Genomic DNA, 17,257 nt, shown 5'->3' on the forward strand with positions numbered 1-17,257 from the left:
CGTCCTACTGGCCGCCCTTCTGCACGAACTGCCGCACGAAGTCCTCGGAGTTGGTCTCCAGCACCTCGTCGATCTCGTCGAGGATGTCGTCGACGTCCTCGGCCAGCTTCTCGTTGCGGGCCGCGGCCTCGGTCCCCGCCTCGACCTGCTCGATCTCCTCGTCGTGCCGAGTGGCGTGCTTCTGACCCCCGGTTTCCCTGGTCGCCATGTGGAGGCTCCTCCCTGTTGTCGAGCTCTCGCCTCTATCTTGGCCATTTGGCGCCCCGCTCAATCTTGATCAGGGCGTCTGTTTTGCGCACGTTACCCGCCGGGGCGCCCGTACACACGTTTGAACGGCCTCGACACGGAGGCTACCGCCTGCGGCAACGGAGGAACGGGACCGGTTTTTCCGCTTCGTCCGGCCGGTCCGCAGCGGCGCGGAGCGGCTGTAGGGTACCGATCGTCCACGCATCACGACCACGGCGCGGCCGGGAGGCCGGAAAGGGGACGGCGGTGGCCGACAGCAACGAGTACGCGGCGACGTTCGACCTCATCGACAGCGACGACGACCAGCGCATCTCGGCACGCGAGCTGGAGCGGCTGATGGAGGTGCTGGGCTCGCCGATCAGCGCGGAGCAGGCCGAGGAGGCCGTGCGCGGCATCGACTCCGACGGCGACGGGCTGATCTCCCTGGAGGAGTTCACCGCCTACATGGGCTCCCGGCGCGGCTGAGCCGGTCCCCGGGAACGCCGACGGGGGAGCCGCCGAGGCGGCTCCCCCGCTGCTGTCGGTGCCCTCCGTGTGCGGACTCAGTCCTCGGCGCGGTGGGCGATCCGGCCGTCCAGGACGGTCAGCCACGCGCTCGCCTCGCTGAGCCGCTCCGCCTCGGTGGCCTCGATGTCGCGGTCGAGCACCACCACGTCGGCGAGGTATCCCGGCTTCAGCGAGCCGAGCCGGTCCTCCACGCCCAGCGCGTACGCGGCGTCGCGGGTGTGGGCGCGCAGCGCCTCGTGCAGGCTGATGGCCTGGTCGGCGCCGATGGCCGCGCCCTCGCGGGTGGTGCGGCGGACCGCGTTGGCGACGGTGTCCATCGGACGCAGGCTGGAGACGAAGGAGTCGCTGGACAGCACCGGGCGCAGCCCCAGGTCCAGCTCCTCCCGCATGGGCTGCAGCCGGTGCGCGCGCTCGCCCAGGCGGCGCAGGAAGTCGCCGCCGCTGTCGTACAGGAAGTTCGGCTGGTTGACCGGGATCACCCCGTAGTCGGTGAACCGCTTCGCCTGCTCGGGGGTGGGGTACCCGCAGTGCTCGATCCTGGGGCGCGGGTCGGGTCCGGAGACCTTCACCGCCGCGTCGATCGCGGCCAGCGTCTGCTCCATGGCCCAGTCGCCCTGGGTGTGGATGGCGACCTGCCAGCCCTCCGCGGCGGCGCGCCGCACCAGGCCCACCAGTTCCTCGGGGGCGTGGTACATGCTGCCGGTGAACTCGCCGTGCTCCCCGTAGGGGACGCTGAAGCGCGCGGTGCCGCCCAGCAGGGTGCCGTCGGAGTAGAACTTCATGCCGGTCAGGCGCAGCCAGTCGTCCCCGAACGGCCCGGCCAGCCCCACCGAGGCCAGCGCGTCGAGCTGGTGGGACAGCGGCAGTCCGAAGGTGCGCACCGGCAGCGTCCCGGCCGCGCGGGCGGCGCGGTAGACCCGCAGCTCGCGCGCTGAGACCTGCGGGTCGCACACGGTGGTGACGCCGGCGGCCAGGTAGGTGTCGGCGGCGTCGGCGAGCCAGCCCAGCAGCTGCTCGGCGGGCAGGTCGGTGTGGAAGTTCGGGCCGTGGCAGCCGACGTCCACCGCCAGCGGCAGCAGCAGCTCCATCGCCGTGTCCAGGACCATGCCGGTCAGGCGGCCCCCCTCGTCGCGCAGGAACGCCCCGCCCGCCGGGTCGGTGACGTCCTCGCCGACGCCGCTGTGGGCCAGCGCGGCGGAGTTGACCACGGCCTGGTGCCCGGAGACGTGGTAGATGATCACCGGGTGCTCGGTGGTGGCCTCGTCCAGCATGCGCCGGGTGGGGCGGCCCTCGGGGTACTTGGCGTCGTCCATGCCGAAGGCGCGGATCCACTGCCCGGGCGGGGTCCGCTCCGCCGCGGCCGCCACCGCGGCGACCAGGTCGGCGGCGCTGGTCACCGTGGGGTAGCGGGCGTCCAGCGCGGCCAGCGACTCCGCGGTGGACAGCAGGTGGTTGTGCGGGTCGATGAAGCCGGGCAGGACCGTGCGCCCGCCCGCGTCGACCTCCACCGCGTCGGGGCCGGCTGCGGCCCGGGCCGCGTCCTCGCTTCCGGCGAGGAGGATCCGGCCGTCGCGGATGGCCAGCGCCGAGGCGCGCGGGTTGTCCTCGTCCATGGTCAGGACGGTGGCGTTGCGGATCAGCAGAGCGGACAAGAGACGTTGACTCCTTGGGTCGTGGGCCGCGCCGCCGGCCGGCGGCGCGGCGTGGGCTGGGTCGGGGTCAGGCCGCCGTGGCGGTGAGCACCTCGGTGTCGCGGTACCGGGGCGCCTTGGCCAGGCAGGCGATGCTGACCAGGGCCATCACGATGAGCAGGCCGGCGACCGGGTAGATGCTGCCGGTGGCGGCGTACAGCGCGGTGCAGGCCAGCGGGGACAGGCCGCCGAAGATCGCGCCGGCCACCTGGTAGGCCAGCGAGACGCTGGTGTAGCGGGCCTCCGGCGGGTACATCTGGGCCAGCACACGGGCGATGGGGCCGTAGGTCGCGGCCATGACCAGGCGCATCAGGGCCAGTGCCAGGAAGATCAGCGCGGTGCTGCCGGTGTCCAGGACCAGGAACTGCGGGACGGCCAGCACGATGACGCCGACCAGGCCGATGACCACGATGCGGACGGTGCCGAAGCGGTCGCCGAGCCAGGAGACCCCGAGGGTCGCCACCAGTTCGACGAAGGCCGCCACCGACAGGCCGTTGAGGATGACCTGCTCGCTGACGCCGGCCTCGGTGACGCCGTAGCTCTGCAGGAAGGTGGTGACGATGTAGTAGCCGCCGACCGCGACGGGCAGCACGCCGATGCCGAGCAGCAGCGGCTTCCAGGAGGTGCGCAGGGCCGTGCGCAGCGGCATCTCCGCGGGCGCCTGCTGCTGCACCGCGCTGAAGACCGGGGACTCCTCCACCTTGAGGCGGATGACCAGGCCCACCACCACGAGCAGCGCGGAGGCCAGGAACGGCAGTCGCCAGCCCCACGAGTAGAGGAAGCCCTCGCCCACGGCGGCGATCAGGCTGAAGGAGCCGGTGGCCAGCAGGGCGCCGGCGGGGTTGCCGAGCTGGGCGAAGGACCCGTAGAAGGTCTTCTTGTCCTCGGGGGCGTGCTCCACCGAGATCAGCACGGCGCCGCCCCACTCGCCGCCCACGGCGATGCCCTGCACGAAGCGCAGCACCACCAGCAGCAGCGGAGCGAAGAAGCCGATCTGCTCGTAGGTGGGCAGCAGACCGACGGTGAAGGTGGCCACACCCATCATGATCAGCGTGGTGACCAGTGCGGACTTGCGGCCCAGCCGGTCGCCGTAGTGGCCGAAGACGATCCCGCCCAGCGGGCGGGCGAAGAAGCCCACCGCGAAGGTGGCGAACGAGGCCATGAGTCCCACCAGCGGATCGGTCCCCGCCGGGAAGAAGGCGGTGGCGAAGACCAGGCTGGCGGCGGTGGCGTAGATGTAGAAGTCGAACCACTCGATGGTGGTGCCGACAAACGACGCGATCGCGGCACGCAGCGGACTGCCGGTCGTCGGGGGACTCTGGTTGCTCATGGATGGCTCCGTGCGGGTTTCTCGTGCGCCGGGTCGCCGATCCGGTCGGCGAATACCGCCCGGGCTCTGCGATGACCTGCGCAAACAGGTAACGATGTGACGTTAGACGCCCTGGGCATGGACTGTGAAAGACAATTCGTATAGTCGGAACCGTGACTAATGTGCATCGCGCACAGTTTGCGGGGAGCGCACCGCTCACGGTGCGCGCGCTGACCGCCCGTCCCGACCTGGAGGTCCGGGTCCGTGCGGGCCGTGCGGGACTGGACCGGCCGGTGCGCTGGGCGCACGTGACCGAACTGGCCGACCCGGTCCGCTGGCTGCGGGGCGGTGAACTGGTGCTGACGGTGGGGTTGAACGTCGGCACGACGGAGGAGGAGCAGCGCGCCTACGTGGCCCGGTTGGACGCCGCCGGGTGCGCGGGGGTGGGCATGGCCGTCGACACCTGGCTGGACGAGGTCCCGCCGGCGATGCTGGAGGAGGCGGAGCGGCTCGGCCTGCCGCTGCTGTCGGTGGAGGGCAGCACGCCCTTCATCGCGATCGTGGAGGCGGTGGCCGACCACTACGCGGCCGAGCAGCTCCGCCTCCAGGGCAGGATGCTCACCGCCCAGGACGCCATGGTCCGCGCCGCGCTGCGCACCGGCCCGCCGGGGGTGCTGGCCGAGCTGTCCGAGGTCGCCGAGGGGGAGGCTCTGCTGCTCGACCAGAACGGGCTGACCTCGCACGCCGTGCCGGGCGGCGAGCGTCCCTGGCACGGCGTGGTGCGGTCGGCGGTGGTGCTGGACGGGGAGCGGCGGCGCGGCATGGCGGTGCTCGCCGACGGGGAGGCGACCGTGCTGCTGCAGAGCCTGCGGGCGGGCGGCAGCAGCCTGGGATGGCTGGCGCTGCGCTGCTCCTCCCCCGCCGCCACGCACACCCGGATGCTCGCCAACCACGCCGCGTCACTGCTGACCATGCAGCTGCTGCGGGCCCGGGACGCCCGGCGGCTGCGCCACCGTGCCCGCTCCCCGCTGCTGTCCCTGCTGGCCACCGACGGTGCGGCCGCGGCGGCCGCGGCGCGCATGCTGCCGCTGCCCACTCCCCCGCTGGAGGTGGTGTACCTGGCCACCGAGCGGCCCGACACGCTGGTCGACCAGGCCGTGGACGCGCTGGTCGAGGTCCTGGGCGGCGGCCCGGCCCTGGACCGGGTGGCGCTGTGCGCCCTGGACGACGGCGTGCTCGTGGTCCTGCCCGGCGGCCGGAACCGCCCCCGGCTGGGGGAGCTGCTGTTCACGGAGTTGTCGTCCCGGGTCGACGGCCCCCGGTCGGCGGGGGCGTGCGGGGCCCGCGGCGCGCTGGAGGTGGCCGAGGCCGCGCAACGGGCCCGCCGCACGGCCGCGGCCGGCCCCGGCTACCGGCACGTGGCGGACACCGAGGCGTGGTCGCTGCTGCGCGACTCACTGCCCGAGGAGACGTCCCGGGAGTTCCGGCGGGCCGTCCTGGGCGCGCTGCGCGAGCACGACGCGCGCAACGGCACCGAACTGCTGGACACGCTCCGCCACTACCTGGACCACAACGCCGGCGTCGAGGCGACCGCCCGGGCGCTGGGGGTGCACCGCAACACGCTGCGTGCCCGGCTGCGCACCGCGGAACGGGTCATGGGACGCTCCCTGGACGTGCCGCGCCACCGCCTGGAGCTGTGGGCGGCCCTGGCCCTGGAGCAGGACGGCGCTCCCGGCCACCGGCGCTGAGCGGGCGGCCGGGAGCGCCGCGGCTCAGCGTCCGCGGCCGGTGAGGGCGGCCACCAGGTCCGCGGCGGTGTCGCAGCGGTCCAGCAGCGCGCCCACGTGCTCGCGGGTACCCCGCTGCGGCTCCAGGGTGGGGACGCGCTGCAGGGAGTCGTATCCGGGGATGTCGAAGATGACCGAGTCCCACGACGCCGCGGCCACGGAGTCGGCGTACTTGGCCAGGCAGCGCCCCCGGAAGTAGGCGCGGGTGTCGGCGGGCGGTTCGGTGACGGCCCGCCGCACCTCGGCCTCGTCGAGGAGGCGCTGCATCCTGCCGCGCGCCACCAGCCGGTTGTACAGGCCCCGTTCCTCGCGCACGTCGGAGTACTGCAGGTCGACCATCTGCAGGCGGTGGTGGTCCCAGTCCAGTCCGTCGCGGGAGCGGTAGCCCTCCAGGAGTTTGAGTTTGGCCACCCAGTCGAGCTGGTCGGCCAGCCGCATGGGGTCGTCGGCCAGCACCGTCAGGACCGTCTCCCAGCGGTCGAGCACGTCGGCGGTGTCGTCGTCCACGTCGGTGCCGTAGCGGTCCTCGACGTACTTGCGGGCCTGTTCCAGGTACTCGCCCTGCAGTTGCAGCGCGGTCATCCGCCGCCCGTCGCGCAGCCGCACCTGGTGGGTGAGGCCGGGGTCGTGCGAGATGGCCCGCAGGTCGGCGACCGGGGTCTCCAGCGACAGGTCGGCGGTGAGGAAGCCCTCCTCGATCATCGACAGCACGATCGAGGTGGTCCCCAGCTTCAGGTAGGTGGAGATCTCGCTCATATTGGCGTCGCCGATGATGACGTGCAGCCGCCGGTACCGGTCGGGGTCGGCGTGCGGCTCGTCGCGGGTGTTGATGATGGGCCGCTTCAGGGTGGTCTCCAGCCCCACCTCGACCTCGAAGAAGTCGGCGCGCTGGCTGATCTGGTACCCCGCCTCGCGGGAGTCGACGCCGCGGCCGACCCGGCCCGCGCCGCACACCACCTGGCGGGAGACGAAGAACGGGATGAGGTGCTGCACGATCTCCGCGAACGGGGTGGACCGTCGCATCAGGTAGTTCTCGTGGCAGCCGTAGGAGGCGCCCTTGCTGTCGGTGTTGTTCTTGTACAGCTGGATGGGCTCGGCGGAGGGCAGGGCCGAGGCGCGCCGGGCCGCGTCCGCCACGATCCGTTCGCCCGCCTTGTCCCACAGCACCGCGTCGCGGGGGTTGGTGGCCTCGGGAGCGGAGTACTCGGGGTGGGCGTGGTCGACGTAGAACCGTGCCCCGTTGGTCAGGATGACGTTGGCCAGGCCCAGGTCCTCGTCGGTGAGCTGGCTCGGGTCCGCGGCCTCGCGCGCCAGGTCGAAGCCGCGCGCGTCACGCAGCGGGTTCTCCTCCTCGAAGTCCCAGCGGGCCCTGCGCGCCCGCGCCGCCGAGGCCGCCAGGTAGGCGTTGACCACCTGGGTCGAGGTCACCATCGCATTGGCACCGGGGTTGCCGGGCACGGAGATCCCGTACTCGGTCTCGATGCCCATAATCCGCCGCACAGTCATGTTGTGAAGGGTATCCAGCGGGACATGTTTTGATGCGCGACCCGCCGAATTGTGCTCGAACAGCCATGTTCGTCCGGTCCGGCGGCTCCGTCGACGCCTCCGCCCCGCCCGGTGCGCGGGAGCGCCGCTCGGCCGGGCGGATCCCCTCCGGCGACGGGTCGGTGCCGGGCCACCGCCCGGCCCGGAGCGACCGGACGTGTTCCCAGGCGTTGGATCCGCCCCCGGCCCTCCCGGTGTTCTCCACCCCTGTACGACACGGCAGACAAAAGGGATTCTTCCCCCAGGGAGACCAGTAAGGAATGTCCCTTTCCTTCATTCAGCAGAAAAAATACGAAAACCCCTTCCTGTCAGAATGACAATAAGGAAGAATCACCGTCATGTCCGACATCCCGTGGAGCCCCCCTCCCGTTCTTCTCGCCGTCGACCTGGTCATCCTGACGCTCCGCTCCGCGCAACTCCACGTCCTTCTCGTCGAACGGGGCATCGACCCCCACAAGGGCCGCCACGCACTCCCCGGCGGTTTCCTCAACAACGCCGACGAGGACCTTCTGGCCGCAGCCCACCGCGAACTGCGGGAGGAGGCCAACCTCGACGCGACGCACCTGCACCTGGAACAGTTGGGCGCCTACGGAGCCCCCGGACGCGATCCGCGGGGCCGGGTCGTCTCCGTGGCCTACCTGGCCATCGCCCCCGGGCTCCCGGAACCGGAAGCGGGAACCGACGCGGCGGGAGCCGCCTGGAGGCCTGTCCGCGACGTCGACTCGGGAGGTCTCGAACTCGCCTTCGACCACCGACAGATCCTCGCCGACGGGATCGAGCGCGCCCGCACCAAACTCGAAAAGTCCGCACTGGCCACCGCGTTCTGCGGCGAGACCTTCACCATCGCGGAACTGCAACAGGTCTACGAGGCGGTCTGGGGGACCAGACTCGACCCGCGCAATTTCTACCGCAAAATCCAGGGCATTCCCGGTTTCATCGTCCCGGCCGGATCGGAACGGCGGACCACCGGGGGCCGCCCCGCGCAACTCTTCCGCCGCGGACCGCAGACCGTGCTGTTCCCCCCGCTCAACCGCCCCCCGTCCCCGTCTGTGAACAGGACCGATCCGTGACCGACCACCCCGTGGTGATCCTCACCGCCCTCAACCTCGAATACGAAGCCGTCCGCCGCGGCCTGGGCCACCTCCGCCCGCACCGCCACGCGCGGGGAACCCGGTTCGAACTCGGCACCGTCGCGGGCACCCGGGCCCCCGTGGCGCTCGGGCTCACCGGCAAGGGCAACCACACCTCCGCGGTCCTGGCCGAACGGGCCGTCGAGGAGTTCTCCCCCGCCGCCCTCGTGTTCGTCGGCGTGGCCGGCGCCCTGTGGGACACTCCCCCGCCCGGAGACGTCGTCATGGCCACCCACGTCTACGCCTACCACGGCGGCACCAGCGAGGACGACGGCCTCAAGGCCCGCCCCCGAGTCTGGGAGACCGCCCACGACCTCATCCAGACCGGCACCCATCTCGGCAGGACCGCCGACTGGACCGCCGCGGCACACCCGGACCACCCCGACCCCAAAGTCCACTTCGGGCCCATCGCCGCCGGGGAGATCGTGCAGAACTCCCGGATCTCCCACGAGGCGCGCTGGATCCGCCAGACCTACAACGACGCGCTCGCCATCGAGATGGAAGCCGCGGGCGTGGCCCAGGCCGGCCACCTCAGCGGAGCCCCCGTGGCGGTGGTCCGCGGCATCAGCGACCGCGCCGACGGTACCAAGGACACCGAGAACGACCGCGCCTGGCAGCCCGTCGCCGCGGTGAACGCCGCAGCCTTCGCCCTCCGACTCGCCGTAGAGATCACCCACGACCGGGAGCACCTCATGACCCACACCCGGCCCGGCAACGGCCCCGTGACGAACACCGCCCGCAACAGCCAGGTCGGAATCCAGGCGGGCAGCATCACCGGCAGCACCGTCTCCGTACAGGTCTCCACCGCCCGACCGGTGGAGGACGGCCTCGCCGCGGACCTGGCCGCGCTCCGCGACGACCTGCTGCGGGAGCGCTCCTCCGGCAGGCTCGACGAGTCCACCTACCAGGCGGCCCGGGCCGAACTCGACCTGGCCGACAAGGCCCAGGCGGAGGACACCCCGCAGGGCAGGAGTATGTCCTGCCTCGCGCTCCGACAGCTCCGCAGCAGGCTCGACGGCTTCGCGGAACTGGCCGCGAAAGTCGCCGCCCTCATCGCTGCGGTCCAGGGACTGTCGTGACCTCCGACCACACCGCCAACACGGCGAACAACTCCTTCGTGGGGGTCCAGGCCGGGGAGATCCACGACTCGACCATCTACCAGGTCTTCCCGGACTCCCCGCCGCAGCGCAAGTACGAGGTCGGTCTGCGCTACCTCGACAACGGTGTCCCCTCACAGGCCCGCGCGCTGATCGGGGCAGCCCTCGCGGAGGGATACGACAACGCGGAGGCACGGTTCCACTGGGTCATCGCCCTGCTGAGCAAACGCTCCCTGCACGCGCTCACCGCGGAGGAACGCGAGAGCCTCCACCGGTCCCAGACCGAGGCGGCCGGTCTTCCCGGCGACGAGTGGACGCGTGCCCTGGGGGTGGTCTTCGACCTGCTCCACTGCATGGAAAGAGGCGGGGGCGACGCCGACGTCGCCCTCAAGAACCTCCGGACTCTGCCGGACCGACAGCGCCACCGGATTCTCCGCCATCTCGACACGGTGCTCACCGGAGGCGCCAAGGAGAGCCTGTGGGCCGAACTCCACCGGACCGCTGAGCAGGAGAGGACCCGTCACGGACGCACCAACCGGGTCTGGGCCTACTTCGAGCCCGACCCGATCGGCCCCCGGGCCCGGCACGTCGTACCAGCCGACCTCGACGGACGCCTCCCCGCCGGACTCTGGTCCGCGGTCCTCCTGACGGCGGCGGGCACCGGCTGGCTGCCGCTGACCGCCACGGGGCCGCTCCCGGTGCTCTTCCTGCTGCTCCTCCTCGTCAGCGCTCCGACCGCCGCGGTCACCGGTTTCCGGTGGTACTACTGCCGCAAACGCCTACGGGAGAAGGACCGCGCGTACGCCGCCCCGTCCCGGAACACAGCTCCCCCCAAAGGCGGATTCGCCGATCAGGTGGACCATCTGCTCGAGCACTACTTCACCAAGTACTCCCCCGCTTCCGCCCCCCGGGATTCCTGGATCGAAGAAACACGGGGAGTGCGCCGGATGCTCCGCGACGAGATCGTCGAGATCTACCGGGAGCAGCGCGTCCCGGCCGACCGGGTGGCCTGGCTGATCAGGTACCTGGTGCGTGACGTCCGGTGCCGCTGGCTGTCGGGGGCCCTGCGGGAGGACCGGGAACGGTACCGGACCGCCCTCGCCACGAAGCTCTGGTGCACGGTCTCGCTCGCCGCCTCGGCCGCGGCGGTGGCGGCCCTGACCGTCACAGCGTTCCCGGAGCGCCCGTTCACCACCGTGCTCACCACGCTCCTCATCGCGGTGAGCGCGTGGTTCGCGGTACCGCTGTGGCTGGAGACCGCCGCCGAGAAGCGGCGGTACGAGGAGGAAAAAGCAGAACGGGAACGTGTCCTGGCGGAACGCGGAGCCGAACACCGCCGTTGGACGAAGAAGCTGGAGGAGACCCGCCCCAGCGAGAAGCAGATGGAGGCGTGGCTCCACGCCGACCGGACGGTCATCCTCGACGCGGCCCTCCGGCACTACCGGTTGAGGTGGCACGACGTCATCGCCCACTTCTTCCTGCTGTCGCCGAACAGGCCCTGCCGGCAGAAACGCGAGAAGCACGGGCAGTGGCGCTACTCGAAGTACGTGGTCCGGGTGTTCCTGATCACCCACAAAGGAGTCCGGGAAGCCGCCTTCCACCTCGACTTCACGCGGGCCGAGCACAGCTTCACGGAGCGCAACCACTTCCGTTTCGACGCGATCGCCTCGGTCTTCGTGGAGGAGCACGAGGAGAACGGGATCACCCTGAAGGTCACCCTCCTGGACGGCGCCTCCCAGGAGGTCCACGCTCCCCGTGAGGAGCCGTTGTCCTTTTTGCCCGAGGAGGACCCAGAAGGGCTGTTCCGAGGGAACCTCGACGCTTCCGGGTTCGGCCACTCGATGCGGCTTCTGGAGGGCATCGGCGCCGAGGGCGAGAAGTGGGTCGACCGTCTCTCCCCGCCGGGGGAGGCGGAGGAGGACTGGCCGTCCCCGTGAGGCGGCCCGCCCGTACAGTGGCCCGGCCGGGCCGCGGCGCCCGCACCCGCCCGCGGGAGTCCGGGCGGCAGGACGCGGCGGGGGCCGACCGGCTTGCCGGTCGACCCCCGGGTGGCGCGGCGGCGGGGTTACAGGTACTGACCGGTGTTGGGCACGGTGTCGATGGAGCGGCCGGAGTCGGCGCCCTTCTTGCCCGAGACCAGGGTCCGGATGTAGACGATCCGCTCGCCCTTCTTGCCGGAGATGCGCGCCCAGTCGTCGGGGTTGGTGGTGTTGGGCAGGTCCTCGTTCTCGCTGAACTCGTCCACGCACGCCTGGAGCAGGTGCGAGACGCGCAGGCCCCTGGCCCCGTTGTCCAGGTAGTCCTTGATGGCCATCTTCTTGGCCCGGTCCACGATGTTCTGGATCATCGCGCCGGAGTTGAAGTCCTTGAAGTAGAGGACTTCCTTGTCGCCGTTGGCGTAGGTGACTTCGAGGAAGCGGTTCTCCTCGGATTCGGCGTACATCCGCTCGACCACCCGCTGGATCATCGCGTTGACCGTCGCGGTGGGCGAGCCGCCGTGCTCGGCGAGGTCGTCGGCGTGCAGCGGCAGGTCGGGGGTGATGTACTTGGAGAAGATGTCGCGGGCCGCCTCGGCGTCGGGCCGCTCGATCTTGATCTTGACGTCCAGCCGGCCGGGGCGCAGGATCGCCGGGTCGATCATGTCCTCGCGGTTGGACGCGCCGATGACGATGACGTTCTCCAGGCCCTCGACACCGTCGATCTCGCTGAGCAGCTGCGGGACGATGGTGTTCTCCACGTCGCTGGACACACCCGAGCCGCGGGTGCGGAAGATGGAGTCCATCTCGTCGAAGAACACGATCACCGGGGTGCCCTCGCTGGCCTTCTCCCGGGCCCGCTGGAAGACCAGCCGGATGTGCCGCTCGGTCTCGCCGACGTACTTGTTGAGCAGCTCGGGGCCCTTGATGTTGAGGAAGAAGCTCTTGCCGACGTCGCGGCCGGTCTTCTGGGCGACCTGCTTGGCCAGGGAGTTGGCGACCGCCTTGGCGATGAGCGTCTTGCCGCACCCGGGCGGGCCGTACAGCAGCACGCCCTTCGGAGGGCGCAGCTTGTGCTCGCGGAACAGCTCCTTGTGCAGGTAGGGCAGTTCGACCGCGTCGCGGATCAGTTCGATCTGCCCGCTGAGGCCGCCGATGTCGGTGTAGGAGATGTCGGGCACCTCCTCCAGGATCAGCTCCTCGACCTCGGACTTGGGGATGCGCTCGTAGACGTATCCCGACCGGGGCTCCAGGAGCAGGGAGTCCCCCGCGCGCAGCGGCTCGTCGCGCAGCGGCTCGGCGATGCGGACGATCCGCTCCTCGTCGTGGTTGGAGATGACCAGGACGCGGTCGCCGTCCTCAAGGATCTCCTTGAGCATGACGACCTCGCCGACGGTCTCGTAGGAGGACGCCTCGATGATGTTGAACGCCTCGTTCAGCATCACCTCCTGGCCGGGCCGCAGGTCGTCGATGTCGACCGAGGGGCTCACGTTCACCCGCATCTTGCGGCCGTTGGTGAAGATCTCGACGGTGTCGTCCTCACGGGCTCCCAGGAAGACCCCGAACCCGGAGGGAGGCTGGGAGAGGCGGTCGACCTCCTCCTTGAGGGCCACGATCTGGTCGCGGGCCTCCTTCAGGGCCGTGACCAGCCGCTCGTTCTTGGCGTTGGCCGCTGCCAGGGCGGTCTGGGCCTCCTGGAGCCGGTCTTCGAGCAGCCGCACGTGCCGAGGGGAGTCGGCGAGCTTACGCCGCAGGACGCTGAGCTCCTTTTCCAGGTAGGAGACCTGAGCCATGAGTTCGTCACGGTCGCGCTCTGCATGACGCTCGTCATCGCGATCGGCCACGTCCGCCACCTCCCGTTAAGAGGAAAAATCTATTCCGGAGCCTACCTACCCAGGCCCGGTTCCTAACCTGCCGATCTTGTCGAGTGTGGGCCAAGCCACTCCTCGAACTTGCGAACAGCGAGGTCAGAGCGGGAATTCTGGCCGTGGCGTAATGAGAACGTAACGTCGGGTCGTCTTATCGTCCGTCCTCTGCCTGCGAGGGCTCCGCGGCCTCCCCGCGGGCGTTGACGTAGTCCTGCCCGTAGGCGCCCTTGGCGGGGCGGCGGCGCCGTTCGGGCGCGGTCGCGTCGTCGGCGAGCCGGCGCGCGGTGACCAGGAAGCCGGTGTGCCCGATCATGCGGTGGTCGGGGCGCACCGCCAGGCCCTCCACGTGCCAGGTGCGCAGCAGCGTCTCGAAGGGGTGGGGCTCGTGGAAGGAGCCGTGCTCGCGCAGGGTCTCCACGACGCGGGACAGCTGCGTGGTGGTGGCCACGTACACGCAGATGAGCCCGCCGGGGATCAGGGCCTTGGCGACCGCGTCCAGGCACTCCCAGGGCGAGAGCATGTCCAGGACCACCCGGTCGAAGTCGCCCTCGTCCAGGCTCTCGGCGAGGTCGCCCACGGTGAGCCGCCAGGAGTCGGGGGCGGCACCGAAGAAGCGGGTGACGTTGGTGCGCGCGATCTCGGCGAAGTCGGCGCGGCGCTCGTAGGAGGAGACGTACCCGTGCTCCCCGGCGGCGCGCAGCAGCCAGCAGGTCAGCGCCCCCGAGCCGACCCCGGCCTCCAGGACCCGGGCGCCCGGGAAGATGTCGGCCTGCGCGACGATCTGGGCGGCGTCCTTGGGGTAGACGATGGTGGCGCCGCGTTTCATCGACAGGGTGAAGTCGGCCAGCAGGGGGCGCAGGGCGACGTAGGCGATACCGGAGCTGGCGGTCACGACGCTGCCCTCGGGGCGGCCGATCAGGTCGTCGTGGTCGAGTCGTCCCCGGTGCGTGTGGAACGCCGCGCCGGCGCGCAGGGTGATGGTGTGCATCCGCCCCTTGGGGTCGGTCAACTGCACGATGTCGCCCTCGGCGAAAGGGCCGCGGCGGCCGTGGATGCCGGTCACTGGTGCCGTCTCTTTCGTGGGTCTGTCTGGGATGCTGCGGGCCGGTCGTCCAGCCTATCCGCAGTGGCGGTTGCGGCGTAATCGGTGAAGCGGGGGCAGGAACAGGGTTGAATACACCTGCCAGGCAGGGCGACGGAGAGGCGGGGAGTTCTGATGACGCGTCCCAGTGCACGGATCGGGCTCGGCATCGACATCGGCGGCAGCGGCATCAAGGGCGCCCCGGTGGACCTGGTCGGCGGAACGTTCGTGGTCGACCGGCTCAAGATCGCCACGCCCCGTCCCGCCACTCCCGAGGCGGTGGCCCCGGTGGTGGCGGAGATCGCCGCGGCCTTCCCCGAGCACGTCGCCGGGGACGCCCCGTTGGGCGTCACCTTCCCCGCGGTCATCCAGCACGGGGTGGCGCGCAGCGCCGCCAACGTGGACCGCTCCTGGATCGGCACCGACGTCCAGGCGCTGCTGGCCGAGGCGACGGGACGGCGGGTCCTGGTGGTCAACGACGCCGACGCCGCAGCGGTGGCCGAGCACCGCTACGGCGCGGCGGCCGGTGTCGAGGGGGTGGTGCTCATGACCACCCTGGGGACCGGGATCGGGTCGGCGCTGCTGGTCGACGGTGTGCTGGTGCCCAACACCGAGTTCGGTCACCTGGAGATCGACGGCTACGACGCCGAGACGCGGGCCGCCTCCAGTGTCAAGGAGCGCGAGAAGCTCTCCTACCGGCAGTGGGCCGAGGAGCGGCTGCAACGCTACTACTCGGTGGTGGAGGACCTGCTGTGGCCGGACCTGATCGTGGTCGGCGGCGGGGTCAGCCGCAAATCCGACAAGTTCCTGCCCCACCTGCGGCTGCGCACGCCGATCGTACCGGCGAAGCTGCGCAACACCGCGGGGATCGTGGGCGCGGCGGTGCTGGCCGCGGAGCGGCTGGGGGCTGCCGCATGACCGTTCCGGGGGGTACTGCGGCATCCCCGCCGTGACGGGGCGCGGTTGCGGCCGGGGGCGGACCTGTCGGGGGGATGGACCGCGCTTCCCTGGACGTCCGCGTCGCCGGGTGCCGTGGTGTGCGGTCAGTCCCGCCGCGCGGTGAGCAGGCCGTGGATGCGGCGGGCCGCCGCGACGGGCTCGGCCGCGGGCGCCAGCGGCGTCAGGTAGGGCGCTCGGGCGTCCTCCGACGGCACCCGCAGCCACCACCACAGCCGGCCGCGGTGCGGTCGCAGGACGGTGCGCTGCGTCCTGGCCGGCGTCGCCCCCGTGGTGTCGCGCAGTACGGCGTCGACCGCGCCGATCTGGCCGTTCAGGGTCGTCTCCACCCCGGAACGGCGCAGCGAGGACTCCAACGCGCACAGTGCCAGGCTCCACGGCGCGTCCGCGCGGTGCCCGTCGAACCGGTGCGCGGCCCGGGGCTGTGCGGGTGTTCTTCCTGGCGGCATCTCAATGGTCACTCGTTCCCCCTCCACTCTGAGATCCCACGCAACACAGGACCTCGGACTCTTGACTGTGCCCGCATCGTCACCCGGTCGGAAACCCTTATGCGTCTCCTGCATGACCGTATTTCTTTTACAGGTAGCCACAAACCGCAGGTCAACTCTTTAATCTAGGCTCATGCCCCAGCGTGAAGGCACCCTGCCTGTGGACTTCTGGAACCGCCCCGCGGTGGCCGCCGCACTGGCCACCTGCGACATGGCGACCCTCGTGGAAGCCGTCCGGCTCGCCCGGGGGTGGTCCCAGGCCGACCTGGCACGGACGGTCGGCTACAGCCAGAGCTGGGTGTCCCGAGTCGTCAACGGCCAGCAGTCGCTCACCCTGGACCAGGTCAGGGAGGTCTGCGAGCGGCTGGGGATTCCGATCCACCTGCTGCGGTTCGCCCCGGCGAACCCTGTTCCCGCGCCGTCGACGGCCTCACGCCCTCCCGCCGCGGACGCGGCGGGCCGGACGAAGGGGGCGGGTCCAACGCGACGTCGAGACTTCACCAAGGCCGTCGCCCTGGCGACGCTCTCACTGCCGAACGCCTCGGCGGTGGGGGAGGTCCACGAGGGGACGGCGACGGCTCTGCGCGACATCACCGGGAACCAGCGCCGACTGGATGCTTCCTCACCCTCCCGCGACCTGGTCAAGGCCGCACTGGCGCACCTGGACCTGTCCTCGCGGACTCTGCTGCGGGCCAGGAAGACCCCGTTCGCCACGGAGGTGGCCGCCGTGACCAGCGAGGCGGCGGGGTTCGCCGCCTGGCTGCACGCCGACATGGGCGACACCGGGTCGGCGCGGCTGTTCTACCACCGGGCCGTGGAACACGCCCACCAGTCCGAGGACGCCCTGCTGGCCATCTACATGCTCGGCAGTCTGGCGCTCTTCGAGACCGACTCCGAGGACCCGGCCCTGGGCCTGCGGCTGGCCCAGGAGGCCTCCCGCAAACTCGGCGACGGCGCCCATCCCACCGCGCGGGCGTGGCTGTCGTGCGTGTGCGCGCTCGGCCACGCGGCTCTGGGAGACGTCTCGGCCGCCCAGCGGGAGCTCTCCCGGGCCGAGAACGCCGCGGAACGCTCCGACAACACCGAGCCGCCCTGGCCGTGGGTCTTCCGGTTCGACGCGGCCAAGGTCGCCGGCTACCGGGCGCTGGCCGCGGTGCGGCTGCGCCGCCCGTACGAGGCCCGGGCCGCGTTCTTCGAGGCGTTCGCCACGGCGTCCCCGGCTCCCAAGCAGCAGTCGATCCTGATGGTGGAGCTGGCCTCGGCGCACGCCGACGCCGGAGACGTGGACGAGGCGTTCCGGCTGGCGTCCGAGGCGCTGCACATGGGGGCCTCCTACCGTTCCGAGAAGGTCGTCAACCGGGTGCGGCGGTTCCGCCGCGAGTACCGGGGCCCGCAGGCGCGGTGCGTGAACGCCCTCGACGACCAGTTGGCCTGCCTGGTCACCGGGCGGCTGCGGCTGTGAGCGGACACCGTGTCGCGGCTCCCGGGTAGCACTACCACCACCTGGAGTGTGGTGGCGCCGTCACTGACCGCGGCGCGGCCGGTTTCCTAGGTTCGTGTTCCGTACGGGAGCCG

General features: G+C 71.2%; 14 protein-coding genes. 7 read left to right on the plus strand and 7 right to left on the minus strand.

The annotated features are described in order from the left end of the window. Window positions 1-4: 4 nt before the first annotated feature. Window positions 5-208 carry a ubiquitin-like protein Pup gene (locus FOF52_RS08625; RefSeq protein ID WP_248593305.1) on the minus strand — a complete coding sequence of 68 codons (204 nt, stop codon included), beginning with the start codon at window positions 206-208 and terminating at the stop codon, window positions 5-7. Between the two features lie 284 nt (window positions 209-492). Here FOF52_RS08625 and FOF52_RS08630 point away from each other — a divergent pair, with 284 nt between their 5' ends. After that, entirely contained in the window at window positions 493-711 is a 219-nt protein-coding gene (locus tag FOF52_RS08630) for an EF-hand domain-containing protein (RefSeq protein ID WP_248593306.1), read from the plus strand. A 77-nt stretch (window positions 712-788) separates the two neighbouring features. On the opposite strand, the gene FOF52_RS08635 is transcribed toward FOF52_RS08630, so the two are convergent. Both FOF52_RS08635 and FOF52_RS08640 read right to left on the minus strand, forming a co-directional pair. Further along, window positions 789-2,405, minus strand: coding sequence for an amidohydrolase (locus FOF52_RS08635; RefSeq protein ID WP_248593307.1), 1,617 nt, complete (start codon window positions 2,403-2,405; stop codon window positions 789-791). 67 nt (window positions 2,406-2,472) lie between these two features. Then, entirely contained in the window at window positions 2,473-3,774 is a 1,302-nt protein-coding gene (locus tag FOF52_RS08640) for an MFS transporter (protein ID WP_248593308.1), read from the minus strand. A 200-nt stretch (window positions 3,775-3,974) separates the two neighbouring features. Between FOF52_RS08640 and FOF52_RS08645 the strand changes: the two genes are divergently transcribed. Then, window positions 3,975-5,501 carry a PucR family transcriptional regulator gene (locus FOF52_RS08645; protein WP_248593309.1) on the plus strand — a complete coding sequence of 509 codons (1,527 nt, stop codon included), beginning with the start codon at window positions 3,975-3,977 and terminating at the stop codon, window positions 5,499-5,501. Window positions 5,502-5,525: 24 nt separating this feature from the next. On the opposite strand, the gene dop is transcribed toward FOF52_RS08645, so the two are convergent. Further along, entirely contained in the window at window positions 5,526-7,046 is a 1,521-nt protein-coding gene (dop, locus tag FOF52_RS08650; RefSeq protein ID WP_341849796.1) for a depupylase/deamidase Dop, read from the minus strand. A gap of 377 nt (window positions 7,047-7,423) precedes the next feature. Here dop and FOF52_RS08655 point away from each other — a divergent pair, with 377 nt between their 5' ends. From FOF52_RS08655 to FOF52_RS08665, 3 genes are read left to right on the plus strand one after another with little or no spacing between them, the layout of a single operon-like run. Further along, window positions 7,424-8,155: an NUDIX hydrolase gene (locus tag FOF52_RS08655; protein ID WP_248593310.1), complete on the plus strand. Its 732-nt coding sequence runs from the start codon at window positions 7,424-7,426 to the stop codon at window positions 8,153-8,155. Further along, complete coding sequence (locus FOF52_RS08660; RefSeq protein ID WP_248593311.1) at window positions 8,152-9,294, plus strand: 5'-methylthioadenosine/S-adenosylhomocysteine nucleosidase family protein; 1,143 nt, start codon at window positions 8,152-8,154, stop codon at window positions 9,292-9,294. Before FOF52_RS08655 ends, FOF52_RS08660 begins: the two co-directional genes overlap by 4 nt. Further along, window positions 9,291-11,249 carry a hypothetical protein gene (locus tag FOF52_RS08665; protein ID WP_248593312.1) on the plus strand — a complete coding sequence of 653 codons (1,959 nt, stop codon included), beginning with the start codon at window positions 9,291-9,293 and terminating at the stop codon, window positions 11,247-11,249. The genes FOF52_RS08660 and FOF52_RS08665 overlap by 4 nt, the downstream gene beginning before the upstream one ends. A 128-nt stretch (window positions 11,250-11,377) precedes the next feature. Here FOF52_RS08665 and arc read toward each other — a convergent pair whose 3' ends face one another. Both arc and FOF52_RS08675 read right to left on the minus strand, forming a co-directional pair. Then, complete coding sequence (gene arc, locus FOF52_RS08670; RefSeq protein ID WP_248593313.1) at window positions 11,378-13,141, minus strand: proteasome ATPase; 1,764 nt, start codon at window positions 13,139-13,141, stop codon at window positions 11,378-11,380. A gap of 166 nt (window positions 13,142-13,307) precedes the next feature. Next, a complete protein-coding gene (locus tag FOF52_RS08675) occupies window positions 13,308-14,219 on the minus strand; it encodes a tRNA (adenine-N1)-methyltransferase (protein WP_248593314.1) in 912 nt (303 codons plus the stop codon). Window positions 14,220-14,372: 153 nt separating this feature from the next. Between FOF52_RS08675 and ppgK the strand changes: the two genes are divergently transcribed. Further along, window positions 14,373-15,155: a polyphosphate--glucose phosphotransferase gene (gene ppgK / locus FOF52_RS08680; RefSeq protein ID WP_248593315.1), complete on the plus strand. Its 783-nt coding sequence runs from the start codon at window positions 14,373-14,375 to the stop codon at window positions 15,153-15,155. A gap of 125 nt (window positions 15,156-15,280) precedes the next feature. Here the strand turns inward: ppgK and FOF52_RS08685 are convergent, their stop codons facing one another. Then, entirely contained in the window at window positions 15,281-15,655 is a 375-nt protein-coding gene (locus tag FOF52_RS08685) for a hypothetical protein (protein WP_248593316.1), read from the minus strand. Window positions 15,656-15,815: 160 nt separating this feature from the next. Here FOF52_RS08685 and FOF52_RS08690 point away from each other — a divergent pair, with 160 nt between their 5' ends. Then, window positions 15,816-17,144: a helix-turn-helix domain-containing protein gene (locus FOF52_RS08690; RefSeq protein WP_248593317.1), complete on the plus strand. Its 1,329-nt coding sequence runs from the start codon at window positions 15,816-15,818 to the stop codon at window positions 17,142-17,144. The last annotated feature ends 113 nt before the right edge of the window (window positions 17,145-17,257 follow it).

Source organism: Thermobifida alba (assembly GCF_023208015.1).
Taxonomy (GTDB): Bacteria; Actinomycetota; Actinomycetes; order Streptosporangiales; family Streptosporangiaceae; genus Thermobifida; species Thermobifida alba.

Bases quoted from the DNA above. Each gene is read 5' to 3' on its own strand.
- FOF52_RS08625 (WP_248593305.1), bottom strand. From the start codon at position 208: ATGGCGACCAGGGAAACCGGGGGTCAGAAGCACGCCACTCGGCACGAC.
- FOF52_RS08640 (WP_248593308.1), bottom strand. From the start codon at position 3,774: ATGAGCAACCAGAGTCCCCCGACGACCGGCAGTCCGCTGCGTGCCGCG.
- dop (WP_341849796.1), bottom strand. From the start codon at position 7,046: ATGACTGTGCGGCGGATTATGGGCATCGAGACCGAGTACGGGATCTCC.
- FOF52_RS08655 (WP_248593310.1), top strand. From the start codon at position 7,424: ATGTCCGACATCCCGTGGAGCCCCCCTCCCGTTCTTCTCGCCGTCGAC.
- ppgK (WP_248593315.1), top strand. From the start codon at position 14,373: ATGACGCGTCCCAGTGCACGGATCGGGCTCGGCATCGACATCGGCGGC.
- FOF52_RS08690 (WP_248593317.1), top strand. From the start codon at position 15,816: ATGCCCCAGCGTGAAGGCACCCTGCCTGTGGACTTCTGGAACCGCCCC.